This window comes from Vibrio sp. 1F279, assembly GCF_041439815.1.
Taxonomy (GTDB): Bacteria; Pseudomonadota; Gammaproteobacteria; order Enterobacterales; family Vibrionaceae; genus Vibrio; species Vibrio tasmaniensis_A.
Genome location: NZ_JBGOOU010000026.1, coordinates 42365 through 55266, shown reverse-complemented (window position 1 = coordinate 55266; position 12902 = coordinate 42365). Strand labels below are relative to the sequence as shown.

Here is a 12902-nt window from a genome sequence, read left to right as displayed (position 1 = left end):
ATTAGAGACCTCCATATAAAGTGATGGAAAAAGAGAGTGACCAACGATGTGGGCTCACCGGTGTCAGCGTGAGCGCCTTCATCGAGAGTGGCATGACCGCAAACAGCGCCGCCAGGGTATCAAGCTCTGATGCGCTCACCCCTTGATGCGTCACCTCCCATGTTTTACTTTGCCAAGTGCTTGATGACTTATCACTGCTTTGCTGCGCGATAAAACCCATGGTCACGAGCGCGTCTTGTAAGCGCTGGTCTGTCGGCTGCATCGGCATCACGTGTGACTGCCAGTAAGGCAATCCAGACGCGAGGGGTAAACGCAGCGTGTGTTGGTCCCCATCGCTGCTCAAAAACAAAGAAAGCGAGTCATGCTGACGCAGCCATTGTTGCCACACACCAATAAGGCCATTAGGCTCACGCTCAATAGTGGCCGTCAGCTCTGCGCCTTGTTGAGTCAAGCCTTTGGTTTTCCAACCAGGAGGTAGCAGGGCAAAGTGAGTCGCGCTCAATAGCGCCCCTTCCATGACCGTCTGCGCGCTGACCGTTTCATACAGTACCAAGCGATACATTCCCCATGGCGGGAGCGCTTTTAACTCAGGCGAGACGCTCTCATGACTCACTTGAGAAGTCGCAGGCTCGTTAGAGTCAGAGCGCTGAACATAAAGCGTTAAAGCGATCACTGCGGCGAGCAACACGCTCACTCCAATTATCACTCTGCGATTGTTTAAGGGTTGAGCGGGTGGCGTTAACCGGTACAGCTCCAGTAAGCTCAGCTCTTGGTTGCTTGGCGGTGCGATGCGTTCATGGTTTTCATCCACGGACAAAGCCTCTGAAGACTCAACCAAGAAGATGTGTGAGGTGCCCGCATTTGCTGCGCACAAGTGATAGTGCGCATCAGTCCAGATTTGGCGCACCACACCCGCGTCTATCAAGGTCGCGTGCCACAGGTCTCCGATACTCTCGATAATCGTGACATTTTGCTCATCAGCCTCTTGCTCATCGAGCAAGCCGCGCGCGGTTAGCACATCGAGCCACCATTCACTGCGCGCCACGCCTTCACAATCACTGCCATACAGACAGACCCAGTCACCACGCTGCGACACGTACTGATAAGGCTGCTGGCTACGGCTTTTCAGGCGACGAATCGTCTTAGTTGCGTGACCGTGATGGGGAAGAGACAGTAATTCCATCATCCGTCCGCCCTCCGTGGAGTGAGGAGCACCAGCGTATCGACGCGCTGTTTCACCGCACTGTTACCGCCTAAAAAGGGGATACCCAGGAAGGTACTTTCTTCTGTCGTGGTGTCGATTTGTGACACTGAGGCCACCACAATCGTTTGTCCGTATTTGAGCTTGTTGGCAAAGTTGATTTTGGCTTCACGCATTTGTGGGAAGACCAAGGTTTCACCGCCCACCTCTTGCGTCTCCAGCGATTCAATTTTGGTTAACATGCCCGAAGTTCGAAGGTAAACGTGGTCGCGCTGAATGTTCGGAACGACAATGAAATCGACGCCTTCACTGCGCTTACCACGCTCCGTATCAGTGGTGATAACGCCCTCATCACTGTCTGAGCTGATGTTTTCAACAAACTCGATGATGCGCTCTTGTGTGATGTGGTTGGTTTGATGGTTTTGCACCAATATCGTAATAGGCGTTTCCGTGGATACCTGCCCTTGCTGGTTCAATGCATTTATCAAGGCCGTCGAGCCGGACCACTTACCGCCGCCGGTAAACGCAAACCCAGGACTCGATGAGCCAGAAACCAAACTGGTGCCAGGAATGAAAAAGCTCAGGCTGTTGTCGCCGCCGATATCGCGAACGATATTCCAGTCAATCCCTCGGTCGTGGCCAAGGTTGGAGCGAAACTCAAGCACTTGCACTTCCAAGGCCACCTGGCGCGTCAGCGATTGTTTCGACTGCGAAACGAACGCCACCACTTCACGCATACGCCCTGGCGTGGTGCGTACCACTAAGCGAGACAGGGACGGCACCGCTTGCACAGAGCCCACTAAGGATTCTTGCGCATCACCCTCTCCGGTTAAATCCGGGTCGAGTTGCAGCAATGCTTTCACGCCCAGCGCCACTTCCCCAAACACATCCACATTGCTGCTCGACAAGGTGACGTATTGCCCGTCCACTTTCGCAGAGGCTTCCTCATCGTCTCCGCCTTCGCTGCTTTCACCGCTGCCAATCTGGTCGCTGAGCATCCCTGGCGGCAATTCCAGTTCAAACGTGCGAGACACAAAGCGTTCGACGTTCAAGGTGTCCCCTTTTGGGGTGAAGCCAACATTAAGCTGACGCTCAATATCATTGAGTAACGTTGACAGTGAGCCATCATGCTGAATACGCACGCGCGTATTCGGGCTCACGCCCGCCCCAAACCACGCTTGTTTATCAAGGGGTGACAACACATCGCTGAGCACCATGTTCAGTGGCAAGCCCGACGCGGGCGTGCTGACACGAACGGTCTTACTCAGATAGTCGGTATCGGTGCGGCGCTCTATCGGTATCAGGCTGGCCGGGGGCTGCTCAATGCGCTCGACTTTGAGAGACTCACGATGTCGGTGGCGCTCGATGTCACTGAGCAGTGAGGCGGACTCATCATTGCGCTTGTCGTATTCATTGAGCCCAAGGGTTTCACACCCTGAGAGCGTTAAGAGCACGCCAATGAGACAGAAGGATTGAAAACCCGAGAGACGAAATAGGTTCATAATGGCGTCACCTCTTTGATGTAAATAGTTTTAGTCGCATCTAGGCGCTGCGCTTTGAGTGGATAGGGACCGAGCAACGTGGTCATGGCCATGCTGATGTCCCCATCGATGGTCACCAATGGATAAGGCGTGAAGGTAAAGTCAGCCACAGGCCAAGACGATTTTTCATCCCAGCGCCAGCCATAATGCCCGGTGACCTGCTTAGTCGCCGCTTTCAATGTGTCACCTGAGACCATTAAGGTCGTCACGCGCTCGCCTTTCCACGGATGAAAGGTCAACAGCTTCGAAAGTGTGTTTGAGTACAGCGTTAACGTATTGAGAGACGGATTAGAGGCCGACAGTGCTTTCACAGCACCCGACAGTGAGCCCGTTCGAATAAAATCTTGCGTGGCCGCTTCATCCAAAGCAGTCAAAAATGCCTCATCTTGAGCAAACGCCAGAGGTTGGTCGCCATGTTTGTAAGCCCAGCGGGTTAAGGCGCTGCGAAAGCTTTCTCCAGCATGGACGCGATAAGTGGTGAGCGTTTTTTTCTTCACAGACGACTTAGACGGTGTGGGTTTTACTTTTGAAGTTGACGAGGCTTTAACCTGCATATCGCTGGCGAAAAACGCATCATTGTCATCCTCAAAACTGGACATCGCCTCTGATGAAGTGCTTTTCGATGCCAGCGACTTTTTCAGTTGCGGGGTCATGACAACACTTGGCGGCGCGTCTTTTGGGGAAGAGGACATAGACGATGTCGACGCCACCTTGTTCGCTTTCACCGTCCCCGCCAGAGGAGACTTACCTTCTGAAAATCCAGTCACAGGCTTGGGCGCATGCCACTCGTACCCGTACTTAAGTCGAAAGCCCACATTGCGACGAACCACATCTTCCTCAAGCGAGAACGCTTGACCACCGATGACTTGCAAGGCTTGTCGAAGGCTCATGTGCCCCATATCGGTATGACCCAAAGGCAACGGCTGCGCATAGAGCTGCGTTTCAGCGTAAGACGTTGGAGTGCGCAGCGACACGCCACTGCCTGACAATAAAAACTCGACACCGTCTTTGATGCTCATTTTGCTCATTACGGGTAAACGAGCTTCAATCGGCACGCCTAAGATGTCGGTCATTTGCTCGCCTGCCGAGCGTTCAATGACATAACGTGAGGTTTGCACGCTGCTGCCCGATAATTCGGGGGCGGTGCGAATATTTAATGGGGGTGGCGGCGTCTCTACAGGCTCAGGCGGGGTTTGACACCCGGCCAACAAGCCTGCAAAAGACAACATGAGCCAGCGCGTTTGCATATCATTCTCCTGACAATAAAAGACCCCGACACGCTAACAAAAAGGCAAGAGGAAAATCTCGATTAGAAATACATTGGTGGATGTATTTTTAACGAGTATTTATTTTTTAAATTGTGATATCATTACTGGTTTTTTAACTGCTAAGCATTAAACCTCAAGTAGAGGTTTACATTTACAGTAGAAACAAAAACGCCAGCTTATCGCTGGCGTTTGATGTTAAAGCGTTAAGTCAATTCCCTTGTTCATTGATACAGACACTCTCCTTTATTGTTCATAAGACTGCCACACAATGAACAGTGACCTTGTTCATCCGGTAACACCTCCTCTTCTCGATATTTTTTGCAAGTCGGCCACTCAACCTCGTCGCTCTCAGGATTTTTAACCGAAAAGGTAAAACCCAACATGCTACGAAACCAGTCGGTTTGATGGACATCAACCTCATGGTTTTTCACCTGCAGCTTTAACTGCTCCAATTCTTGAAGGTGCGCACAGCACTCGCTGTGAGAGTAAACCGAGAAGCCGAACTCTTTTGTCCACTTCACCACCGCTTCAACCACATCGATCGCAGCATCTTGCGCTGATTGACTTTCCGTTATTTTGGCCAGTGCCATGGTGCCTTCATCATCATATACATAGATAATCTGCATCAACATCACCCTCCATAGTGAGAGAAATGCTCAAGCACGTAGTCAGGCCCCACCACGTCGTAATAGCCCTCCTCGTTCTCTTGCTCAGAAAACACCAGGTCTTCCCAAATCTCTTCATGGCTCTCCCCGTTCACATACTGAACGTAACCGGCAAAGGCGCAGCCGCATTCAGCAAAGAAGTGGGTGAGCGTGGTCTTTGGAAAACGACGCGCTAGCACCTCTATCGGTGGTATCGCCGGAGACCAAGCGGTATCAAATTCCAATTGATTCTCGCCAACCTCTAAAACAGAGACTCGATCCCACTTCGTGCCAAGGCGTTCAACGTTATCGTGATACCCCGATGGAGTTTGGCTATCGCGAGAAAACAAACCACCATTAAAGCCATTGAGCTCAACCAATAACATCGGCGGCGCTAACGCACTAAGAGAAAAGTTCTTAGACGCTTGCTCTGGCTCAGGTAAATCCAGCTTTGCCCAAACAATATCGAGTGGTAATCGACGAAAATAGAGTCCTGTCCAATCTGAGGCCTGCTTTTTTAGCAAGGGTGCCATCTTCATTCTGGCGGCTTTAGGTAAGTCACCCCAATAACGCTGCTTGAGGCCGCTTTGATCAAAAAGCGCCAACAGCCACTGGCAGACCTCCTCATTGAGTGCCACATCGGGTTGTTTCATTAACGTGACAAACTTTGTAAACGCACGATTTTCTGGTGTTGAACTTCCGACCTCGCGAACAAGGTCTGGGTAGAGTTCAAAACTCATCGGGTAAGTGGGTTTTAACAGCCCACCGACACCGGCTAAAAACAGCTTAGCCGCCGCGCGTGACGCTTGTTGATGAAGCAGTGGTTTAGGTTGGGTCATGAGTTCGATGATGGCATCAGAATCAGGCCCATCGATATGAATTTGGTTGACACACCAATTTGGCATAATCAGTTCCTCTTAAAAAAATAAAAGGATGCCCCACCTGGGAGACATCCCTGGTGGGTGGTGCGCAAAGCGCGATGTAATTAAAAAAGCCCCTATCTAAGATAGAGGCTTTAAGGTTAAGTCGAATTGAGGTTATTTAGCGATAGCAGCAACTAAAGCGATCAATGACACGACAAGTGGCGTGATAAGTAATATCGGTTGATATTTAATATCACGTACCATTTTCATCGTATCGATTAATAGCCTCTCTCGCTCAGCTTCAAACTTTTGTTCTTCGGCATTGAGCTTTTCTCGCTCAGCTTCGAACTTTCGCCCTTCAGCATTAAGCTTGTATGTATTAGACAAAGTTTGGTAAAGCTCGGCGTTCTCTTTTTCCAACTCTTCTATACGTTTTTGCTTTTCGCACATTATCTTTCTCCATATTCATGAAATAAGAATAACAAAAAAGACAGAAAACCCCAATCCCGACAGGAATAGAGATTCCTGTCAGTAGGTTTGGTTTAGGTCATTGGGGACTAATGCTTATGAGAGCAATGCCATTAATATCTGCTCTTTGAACAGTAATGTCACTGTACCCACAGTGATGGTTCCACAAATCGCCCATTGCAATCGATCAAGCTTAGAACGCACTTCTTTAACTTCGGTTCGAACATCCGCAATGTCTTGCTTCAATTCAGTACGAACATCCACAATCTCAGTACGAACTTCGTCAATACGTCGATTCAGATTACGCTCTGTCTCTTGCAGCTGCTCTCGCGTCACGGCATGTTGTGACACATCGAGCAAATGCTTCATCAGATCTTTTTGGGTAAATTCGTTTGGACTACTCATCGTCATTATCTATTCCTATTCTCTGTTAACACTATAACAAAAAAGACAGAAAACCCCAATCCCCGACAGGAATGAGATTCCTGTCGGATGGGTTACATTACGGTTAGATCAACACTTCCACGACGTTGTACGAAACATACGGACCATGAATGGTTCTCGTGGTACGTCGAACCACTCCTGCTTGCTCAAGCGCGCCTAAAAATCCAGCGTACTCGTCGCAATCTTTAATGGCCGTTTCATTCTCGTTGAAGTGATTATTTGGTAAACACACCGTTGGAGTGCCCATAGGCTCTCCTGGAAACGAATCCGAAGCTTCATTTCGTTTTGTATCGGCTGTGTATAACTGGAGCGCGATTTGCTTGTTATTACGATAGTGATGTTTAGAGACGTCACAATCGATTTTCTGCCCACCGGCCAATGTTACCGTCACCATAAGTTGAGTCATCTCATTTCTTCCTAATGTAAAAAAGAAGGAATGCCCCCATAGAGGAGGCATTCCCCTCTATGGGTTTATGGGTTGCCCCTAATGCGAGCGACGCTGAAATCTCAGCGTGTTCACAAACGGGGTAGATTCATCCCACACCATGAAACCATGGCTAAGGCGTTGTTGGATCACTTCAATGTCTTCGACGGGGTAAAAGCGCCCTTCACGCATCATAAAACCAGCGTTTGCCAGCTCTGGTGGTGAAATATCACTGCCCCTCGCCACAGAAAAAAGCGCCAGGGCTTTTTTCTGTAAAAGATTGAGTTTGTCCATCTTGCTCTCCTCGAAAATAAATAAGGAGAGCCGCCGCCATAGGGGAGCGAGTCCCCTGTGGGTTGGGTTAATAGTTAATTCAATTTCGCTTGTTCAATACGCGCCTCTAGGCGTGCATCAAAACGCGCGTCCAGCATGGTCTTTTTCAACCAATGAACCACCGCTTGCGGCTCATCAGCATCAAGAAGATAAAACGTACACAGCCAACTCACCACTTCGGGCTCGCTGTACAGCGTCTGTTTCAATTCAGTTAAATAAACGCCTGTTACCGCTTTACCGTTACGGAGTTTTTGTTCGATGTCTTCGAATAAATCAGCGTAGTGGCAAGCTTTGAGATAACCGCGTTTATTTTCCTCCATGTTGGCTTCGCACTTAGAGCAAAACTCTTGGTCACACTCATGATGGTCACAGTGAGTACAATCCAATGAGTAAACTGAATTAATGCAACCACCCAGTAACTCATCAAATTCACGTCTTACAGCAGCTTGACCGCAGCAAGGACAGGGTTCTTCATTTGTGAAACCATTTGTGTCGAGTACGCTCTCTAGTACAAAGGCGTTATACGTCTCTTGAATCATCATTGTATTGTTCATTGTCGCTCTCCTAATATTGGCAAAAAGGAGAAACGTCGCCACAGGGGAACGTATCCCCTGTGGGTAATCAATGACAGTAATAAAAAGCCCCAACACACGAAAGTGTATTGGGGCAGTTAAACATCAAGCCGCTTGCTGATTTGCATCAGAACCAGTCGGTGTTGGCGATTGTACAAGTACAACGTCATTCACCTTCAGATACTTCACTTTGAGTAGACGCCCCTTAATGGTTGCGCCAAACTGACCCGCTTTCGTACTGTGGTTGCTTTGATAAGTAAAGGTGTCGAGCGAGATATCACTGATAGTAAAACTCAGTGAGCCTTTATCGCCACCTTGTGGGCTAAAGTCGTAGTTATCAAGACCATGCGCTTCAAAAAGCTCAATCGCCTCTTTCCCTACTACTTTGCAGTCAATGTACGTTCTTTCGTTATCATCACCACGTAAACACGTGATGGTGGTTGCGTAGAACGGGTCACCTTTTTTCGGTGTCACTTTTCTCACGCGGTTTAGAAAACCAAATCCATGAGTGTGAAGGTCGAAATAAGTGTTTTGATTGTTATCAGACATAATGTTTTCTCCGAGACAGGCTGCACGAGAAAAAATTACATCCCACCATGGGAAATAATTTTCCCGTGGGGTGATAAAAAGTCGGTGTATAGCGCCAAAGCTCTATCAATAATAGGCTGAGGGCAGTTAAGTACGCTTTCACTTCTTTAAAAAGAAGCCACGACACATTTCAGAAAGCCATTTAAGGGGGGTTAACCCCGTGTGTTTAATACTATTCGTCAGTATTCAACGTTTAACATCTTGAGGATAACAGTCCAAATGGGCTTGTAAAGTGATTTATATCACATCTTATTTGATTCATTTTTCATCATTATTAGTGTCTGATATCGGCAGGCAATCGCTTTACCGCGCAATGGTTTTATTAATTCCTAACAAGGTTTTGGACAATAATTCGTTTAGGAAAACAAATATTGCCACTTAATACGCCTTCTTACAGTGCGCACTTTGCCTGCTAATGTTCAATAGTGCATATCTCCTTAAATCAGTGCAACCTCTTGTATTTAGAGGTTTTATCATTGAAGTATCGCGAATGAGTAAGAATTACATTTTTCGAGAGTTAGAGTGCCAAATGACGAAGTTGCTGAACTGTGTTTTAAAACTGTGAGAACGGTCACAGGGTGAGATGAAGGAAAACCAATACCGCCTGAGTGTAAAAGGCTTATGCGTATGGCAAAAGGGCGAGAACTCAGTCCTACTAGTGACTGGAAGCAATTTAAAATTCATTATGACAAACTAGAACTACCAACGGGCGATTTGGTCACAGCGCAACAAGTTTTACTTGGCATCGCTTTGTTAGAGATACAGTCAGAATTAGAACTAGAAACGACATCTCACTTACTTAGATATGCTAGGTGTCTTTCGAAGATGTTGGTTGAAAGAGGTGGCTACTAGAAGATAGAGAGCCAATTTGGAGTGAAATAAAAAGAGGGCTTCAAGCCCTCTATTTTTTAGCAAAGTTAAATTGACTTCCCTTTTGATGATAGACAAAAAGAGGAAATGCGCTAAGGACATACAACTCATTTGAGCCTTCAACCAACTTGAGCTGGCAATCTAAAACGTCAGATTGTTCTGGGTTTTTAAAGTTATTTCGAGTCCCATCTTGAATAAAGTTACCTTTTTCGACATTTAGGCGAACTAAGTCTGTCCACCTCTCTTCGTTTATCTTTCTAGGGTCAAGATAGTCGGTCATACCTTGTGTAGACAAGCCTTTATAAACTTTACCTTTGGATTGTTCAGTCTTTATCTTGTGCTCTATAAATGAGTTGTGACAAGGAACATCCCTGATAGCTTCAACCATCGGATAACTTACGAATAACTTGCCGGATTCAGTTTCCTCGTCAAACGTTTCAACCATTTTAGTTAAGTCTTCAGAGCTGAATTTATCATCATGAAACTCAAAATCGAAGAAGAGAAAAACTTGGTTGAAATCATCGCGACTAAATTTTTCAAACAAGTCCTTATTGCTATCGACAGTATTATATTCTTGAATAACCTCAAAAATATCTAAGTCTTCATCTTCTAGCATCTTACTGTGTAGTTCGTAAATATTATTACCAAAACAGCAGTAAACTATACTTTGTTCACCAAAGAAGCACTGTTTAAGACCATTGAAATATAGCGGTTCCCTTACTTCACCTTCAAAAACGCAAAGAATGGAACTTTTAATATTCATAGGTTAAACCCTTGAAGATTTTCTCCAAGTTATGAGCTTTTCTTAAGTCTTTATCTACAAGTTTATAGAGTGGGTACTGTTTATCAGCCAAGACGAAGTAACAGTCAGGTCTTAGTAAATCATTTGAAAGAATACTTAGATTATGGCTCGTCAGAATTGTTTGACCTGAACTCTGGTTCATTTTAGTTACGATGGCTTGGGATAATGAATAATGGTAATACGCGTCAAATTCATCAATATATGCGAAAGTTAATTCACCTGAATCAACTTTTAACCACCAGTAATAAAAAATCCCTAAAGACATTGTTCCGGTAGATGCTGCGTATGAAAATTCTACATTCTTATTTTTATACTCGAATGCAATGCGTTGATCTTCTTCTTCACCGATAACAGTTAGCTTACATCTAACACCTGATTCATTGAGAAACTTCTCGAAATCACCAAGTTTATTTGCCTCTATGATTGCACGAGATAGGCGCTTATTTGTATCAATAATTTGACCAAAGTAGTCAGCATTCTGTGTGAGGGTACGGAAGAAAATCATCCCAGACACAAAATCGATAAACTTAGTAAAAAGCTGAGCGTTCTTATCTTCCATATCTAAAATGGAATTGGATTTAATATATTTTATAGCTGATATATTGGGGTTTGTAATTTCAGAGCGAAGGCTTTCTGTACCTGCCAACTTAACAAAAAGTTTTTCGCTTTCATCACGATTTAATGAAACTACAAGCTCATTATTTATTACTAACTTTTCGTATCTAGTGTTTGCAACATCACTTTTTCCGTACGAATACTCAACGATATCATTCCCAAACTTAAACTTATACTCAAAAACGGCTAGCTCATCTTTACGTGCATCACCGTTTAAGTAGTTGGTTTTCAATGAATGCATTATGTTTACATCGTTGATGTGACACGTTAAATCAAGAATTGCTATGCCAAGGTTTGATTTGCCGCACCCATTATGGCCATAAGCTATTGAATGCTTGATTATGCAATCTTGTACATTATCAGTATTGAATTCATAATGCTTTTCTGTTTCAAAGCTAAAGTTAAATCTTTCAGAGAAGTTTCTGAAATTGGATACAGCAAAATTGGCTAACATAAAATGCCCCAGTACTATAAATAATTACCTGATAACAGTCTAACATAGGCAACTTAGAACTGCCGTAAAAAAAATACGGCAGTTCTTTATAGAGAAGCTCGTAGAGCCTGAGTTTCAGTGATAGCTATTAAGTACGTCGAATTTACCCCCGTGATACAACACGGGAATTTACAACAAACAGCATTGGAAGAATTGATAATTTTTAGTAGGGGAAAGCCCATAAACAGGATGTGAATGAGTAAAAGGTCTATCCAACAATGGGCCACTTTCGAGCTAGAAAGTGCCACGGGTAAAATGTTGATAATATATTTTCTGATCACATTACCAACCCGCGTGTTTGATACTACTTGACGTGAGTAACGGATATTTTAAATATCTTCTCAACCAAAAAAATTACTATCAGGATCTAATTTAAGTGTTCCTATCGCCAAATCCAGTAAATGATGGGTAGAGTGCTGCATCCATTTACCTGACGCACGCATCCCATAAAGTACCCAGTGCTTCTTGGTTTTTACGTACGTTATTTTTGCAACGGGGAAACGTTGCGTTGTCCCATCACCAGAAAATGAAGGGGACATTTCATAAAGCATCAGACTTTGCTTCTCCAGCTCAGTCACATAATCGATCTCCGACCTTATCGCCAGAGGAGGCCGAATGTCCTCGACTAATTGCTCCATCATCTTCAAATAGCGAGCGCACTCAAATTCACTAAAAGCCATCTATTACTCCAACCGTTAACATCAACCACCAAAACCGTCATGATAACGTTAACGCCCCCTTGAACCAAAACGATTATTCGTTACAATGCTTGCGCCAGTGGGGTACAGGAACGCCATTGGCCGGAGCTCTCCTCACAGGCGCTTCGTTGCGTGCATCGTATAATGGCTATTACCTCAGCCTTCCAAGCTGATGATGCGGGTTCGATTCCCGCTGCACGCTCCAACTCACGCTCTAAGGTAGTCCTCATGCAAACGCCCCCTTCTGACGAAATGAAACAAGCTAAAAAAGCCTTCAAAGCCAGTTTAAAATCGTATCTGGCTCAGTTTGACGAGAAGGCTGAAATACCAGACGTCAGCGTCATACTGGACGCTTTTAAACCCGTCATATTCCAAGAGTCCGTCGATCTCATCAGCCAAAATAAAACCAAAGTAGCCCGAACGCTCAACGTGAACCGTGGCGTGCTGTCTAAAGTACTGCAGCAGCATCCAAAACCTACGCTCAACCTGGATGAAGAGTCGCTGAGCTGAAACAAAAACCACTTACTTTTTGTCGTGACCTTCTGTCAGTGCCGCTAACCTATCTTCAAGCGCAAACACATAGGGGCTTAAAAACAACGTAAACTGAATGTTTTCGCATAACTCTCCTGAGATGTGAATATCGTGAAGCCCCACGAGATACCAGCCTTCTTCTTTATACTTCTTCATCCATTGAACCAAGTCTCTGATTTCATCATAATCCAACAGGCTCAAGTCCTGGATATAGTCATTGTTCAGTCGGTTCCTATATACCGAGAATTACTCAGGGATAAGTAGCCTACTTTGTATAGCCCGAGTGGGCCAGAAATTAGAATGCGATAAAAGTATTGGGTTTTATTGCAATCATCCTGACAGCGACTGCTGTATTGAAGTGATTGAACCTGATTATTGTATCTAAGGTAGTAACAAGCAAGAAAGGAGGCGCTGAGAGCGTCTATAGCTCCGTGGTCATTCGATTAGCATTCGTAGATAAGGCTTATCAGCTTAGTATTGGCGGGCGTTGTCAGCCCTGTCACTCTTAAAGAGTGATAGGGCTGAGTCCAATAGAACTTCAGATGCT

At 45.5% G+C, this 12902-nt stretch carries 16 protein-coding genes, 1 tRNA gene and 1 pseudogene; 3 read left to right on the top strand and 15 right to left on the bottom strand.

Annotation, left to right across the window (positions count from 1 at the left end; translation table 11 throughout):
- Position 1 precedes the first annotated feature (1 nt).
- From ACED60_RS17725 to ACED60_RS17675, 11 genes are all read right to left on the bottom strand, one after another.
- Positions 2 to 1186 (bottom strand): hypothetical protein, encoded by a 1185-nt coding sequence (locus ACED60_RS17725; protein WP_371728091.1) that lies wholly within the window; start codon positions 1184 to 1186, stop codon positions 2 to 4.
- Positions 1183 to 2703 carry a type II and III secretion system protein gene (locus ACED60_RS17720; protein ID WP_371728090.1) on the bottom strand — a complete coding sequence of 507 codons (1521 nt, stop codon included), beginning with the start codon at positions 2701 to 2703 and terminating at the stop codon, positions 1183 to 1185. Before ACED60_RS17720 ends, ACED60_RS17725 begins: the two co-directional genes overlap by 4 nt.
- Complete coding sequence (locus tag ACED60_RS17715; protein ID WP_371728089.1) at positions 2700 to 3989, bottom strand: hypothetical protein; 1290 nt, start codon at positions 3987 to 3989, stop codon at positions 2700 to 2702. Before ACED60_RS17715 ends, ACED60_RS17720 begins: the two co-directional genes overlap by 4 nt.
- 242 nt (positions 3990 to 4231) lie before the next feature.
- Entirely contained in the window at positions 4232 to 4636 is a 405-nt protein-coding gene (locus ACED60_RS17710; protein ID WP_371728088.1) for a hypothetical protein, read from the bottom strand.
- Positions 4637 to 4641: 5 nt separating this feature from the next.
- Positions 4642 to 5559 (bottom strand): DUF1281 domain-containing protein, encoded by a 918-nt coding sequence (locus ACED60_RS17705; RefSeq protein ID WP_371728087.1) that lies wholly within the window; start codon positions 5557 to 5559, stop codon positions 4642 to 4644.
- A gap of 132 nt (positions 5560 to 5691) precedes the next feature.
- Entirely contained in the window at positions 5692 to 5967 is a 276-nt protein-coding gene (locus ACED60_RS17700) for a hypothetical protein (RefSeq protein ID WP_102420885.1), read from the bottom strand.
- Between the two features lie 114 nt (positions 5968 to 6081).
- Complete coding sequence (locus tag ACED60_RS17695) at positions 6082 to 6396, bottom strand: hypothetical protein (protein WP_198599960.1); 315 nt, start codon at positions 6394 to 6396, stop codon at positions 6082 to 6084.
- 97 nt (positions 6397 to 6493) lie between these two features.
- Positions 6494 to 6835, bottom strand: coding sequence for a hypothetical protein (locus ACED60_RS17690; protein ID WP_102423182.1), 342 nt, complete (start codon positions 6833 to 6835; stop codon positions 6494 to 6496).
- Positions 6836 to 6913: 78 nt separating this feature from the next.
- A complete protein-coding gene (locus ACED60_RS17685; RefSeq protein WP_136985710.1) occupies positions 6914 to 7147 on the bottom strand; it encodes a hypothetical protein in 234 nt (77 codons plus the stop codon).
- A gap of 74 nt (positions 7148 to 7221) precedes the next feature.
- Entirely contained in the window at positions 7222 to 7740 is a 519-nt protein-coding gene (locus tag ACED60_RS17680) for a hypothetical protein (RefSeq protein ID WP_371728086.1), read from the bottom strand.
- Between the two features lie 123 nt (positions 7741 to 7863).
- A complete protein-coding gene (locus ACED60_RS17675) occupies positions 7864 to 8307 on the bottom strand; it encodes a DUF3577 domain-containing protein (RefSeq protein WP_371728085.1) in 444 nt (147 codons plus the stop codon).
- A 529-nt stretch (positions 8308 to 8836) separates the two neighbouring features.
- On the opposite strand from ACED60_RS17675, the pseudogene ACED60_RS17670 reads away from it, so the two are divergent.
- Positions 8837 to 9198: pseudogene (locus ACED60_RS17670) on the top strand (regulator).
- A gap of 49 nt (positions 9199 to 9247) precedes the next feature.
- Here the strand turns inward: ACED60_RS17670 and ACED60_RS17665 are convergent.
- The 3 genes from ACED60_RS17665 to ACED60_RS17655 all read right to left on the bottom strand — a co-directional run bounded on the left by ACED60_RS17665 (position 9248) and on the right by ACED60_RS17655 (position 11806).
- Positions 9248 to 9979, bottom strand: coding sequence for a hypothetical protein (locus ACED60_RS17665; protein ID WP_136985708.1), 732 nt, complete (start codon positions 9977 to 9979; stop codon positions 9248 to 9250).
- On the bottom strand, positions 9969 to 11087 hold the full coding sequence (locus ACED60_RS17660; RefSeq protein WP_136985707.1) for an ATP/GTP-binding protein: 1119 nt from the start codon (positions 11085 to 11087) through the stop codon (positions 9969 to 9971). Before ACED60_RS17660 ends, ACED60_RS17665 begins: the two co-directional genes overlap by 11 nt.
- Before the next feature lie 380 nt (positions 11088 to 11467).
- Positions 11468 to 11806 (bottom strand): DUF3024 domain-containing protein, encoded by a 339-nt coding sequence (locus ACED60_RS17655; protein WP_017110279.1) that lies wholly within the window; start codon positions 11804 to 11806, stop codon positions 11468 to 11470.
- A gap of 148 nt (positions 11807 to 11954) precedes the next feature.
- Here ACED60_RS17655 and ACED60_RS17650 point away from each other — a divergent pair.
- Positions 11955 to 12029, top strand: a tRNA-Gly gene (locus ACED60_RS17650).
- 23 nt (positions 12030 to 12052) lie between these two features.
- The gene (locus tag ACED60_RS17645; RefSeq protein ID WP_102333834.1) at positions 12053 to 12334 is read left to right on the top strand and encodes a hypothetical protein; all 282 of its coding nucleotides are present in this window, start codon (positions 12053 to 12055) and stop codon (positions 12332 to 12334) included.
- Between the two features lie 12 nt (positions 12335 to 12346).
- Here the strand turns inward: ACED60_RS17645 and ACED60_RS17640 are convergent, their stop codons facing one another.
- A complete protein-coding gene (locus ACED60_RS17640) occupies positions 12347 to 12511 on the bottom strand; it encodes a hypothetical protein (protein ID WP_371728084.1) in 165 nt (54 codons plus the stop codon).
- Between the last annotated feature and the right edge of the window lie 391 nt (positions 12512 to 12902).

Excerpts from the sequence above, each read along its gene's own strand:
- ACED60_RS17725 (WP_371728091.1), bottom strand. The coding sequence starts at position 1,186 with ATGATGGAATTACTGTCTCTTCCCCATCACGGTCACGCAACTAAGACG.
- ACED60_RS17695 (WP_198599960.1), bottom strand. The coding sequence starts at position 6,396 with ATGACGATGAGTAGTCCAAACGAATTTACCCAAAAAGATCTGATGAAG.
- ACED60_RS17705 (WP_371728087.1), bottom strand. The coding sequence starts at position 5,559 with ATGCCAAATTGGTGTGTCAACCAAATTCATATCGATGGGCCTGATTCT.
- ACED60_RS17675 (WP_371728085.1), bottom strand. The coding sequence starts at position 8,307 with ATGTCTGATAACAATCAAAACACTTATTTCGACCTTCACACTCATGGA.
- ACED60_RS17680 (WP_371728086.1), bottom strand. The coding sequence starts at position 7,740 with ATGAACAATACAATGATGATTCAAGAGACGTATAACGCCTTTGTACTA.
- ACED60_RS17665 (WP_136985708.1), bottom strand. The coding sequence starts at position 9,979 with ATGAATATTAAAAGTTCCATTCTTTGCGTTTTTGAAGGTGAAGTAAGG.
- ACED60_RS17655 (WP_017110279.1), bottom strand. The coding sequence starts at position 11,806 with ATGGCTTTTAGTGAATTTGAGTGCGCTCGCTATTTGAAGATGATGGAG.
- ACED60_RS17685 (WP_136985710.1), bottom strand. The coding sequence starts at position 7,147 with ATGGACAAACTCAATCTTTTACAGAAAAAAGCCCTGGCGCTTTTTTCT.
- ACED60_RS17710 (WP_371728088.1), bottom strand. The coding sequence starts at position 4,636 with ATGCAGATTATCTATGTATATGATGATGAAGGCACCATGGCACTGGCC.
- ACED60_RS17690 (WP_102423182.1), bottom strand. The coding sequence starts at position 6,835 with ATGACTCAACTTATGGTGACGGTAACATTGGCCGGTGGGCAGAAAATC.
- ACED60_RS17720 (WP_371728090.1), bottom strand. The coding sequence starts at position 2,703 with ATGAACCTATTTCGTCTCTCGGGTTTTCAATCCTTCTGTCTCATTGGC.
- ACED60_RS17645 (WP_102333834.1), top strand. The coding sequence starts at position 12,053 with ATGCAAACGCCCCCTTCTGACGAAATGAAACAAGCTAAAAAAGCCTTC.
- ACED60_RS17715 (WP_371728089.1), bottom strand. The coding sequence starts at position 3,989 with ATGCAAACGCGCTGGCTCATGTTGTCTTTTGCAGGCTTGTTGGCCGGG.
- ACED60_RS17640 (WP_371728084.1), bottom strand. The coding sequence starts at position 12,511 with ATGAAGAAGTATAAAGAAGAAGGCTGGTATCTCGTGGGGCTTCACGAT.
- ACED60_RS17660 (WP_136985707.1), bottom strand. The coding sequence starts at position 11,087 with ATGTTAGCCAATTTTGCTGTATCCAATTTCAGAAACTTCTCTGAAAGA.
- ACED60_RS17700 (WP_102420885.1), bottom strand. The coding sequence starts at position 5,967 with ATGTGCGAAAAGCAAAAACGTATAGAAGAGTTGGAAAAAGAGAACGCC.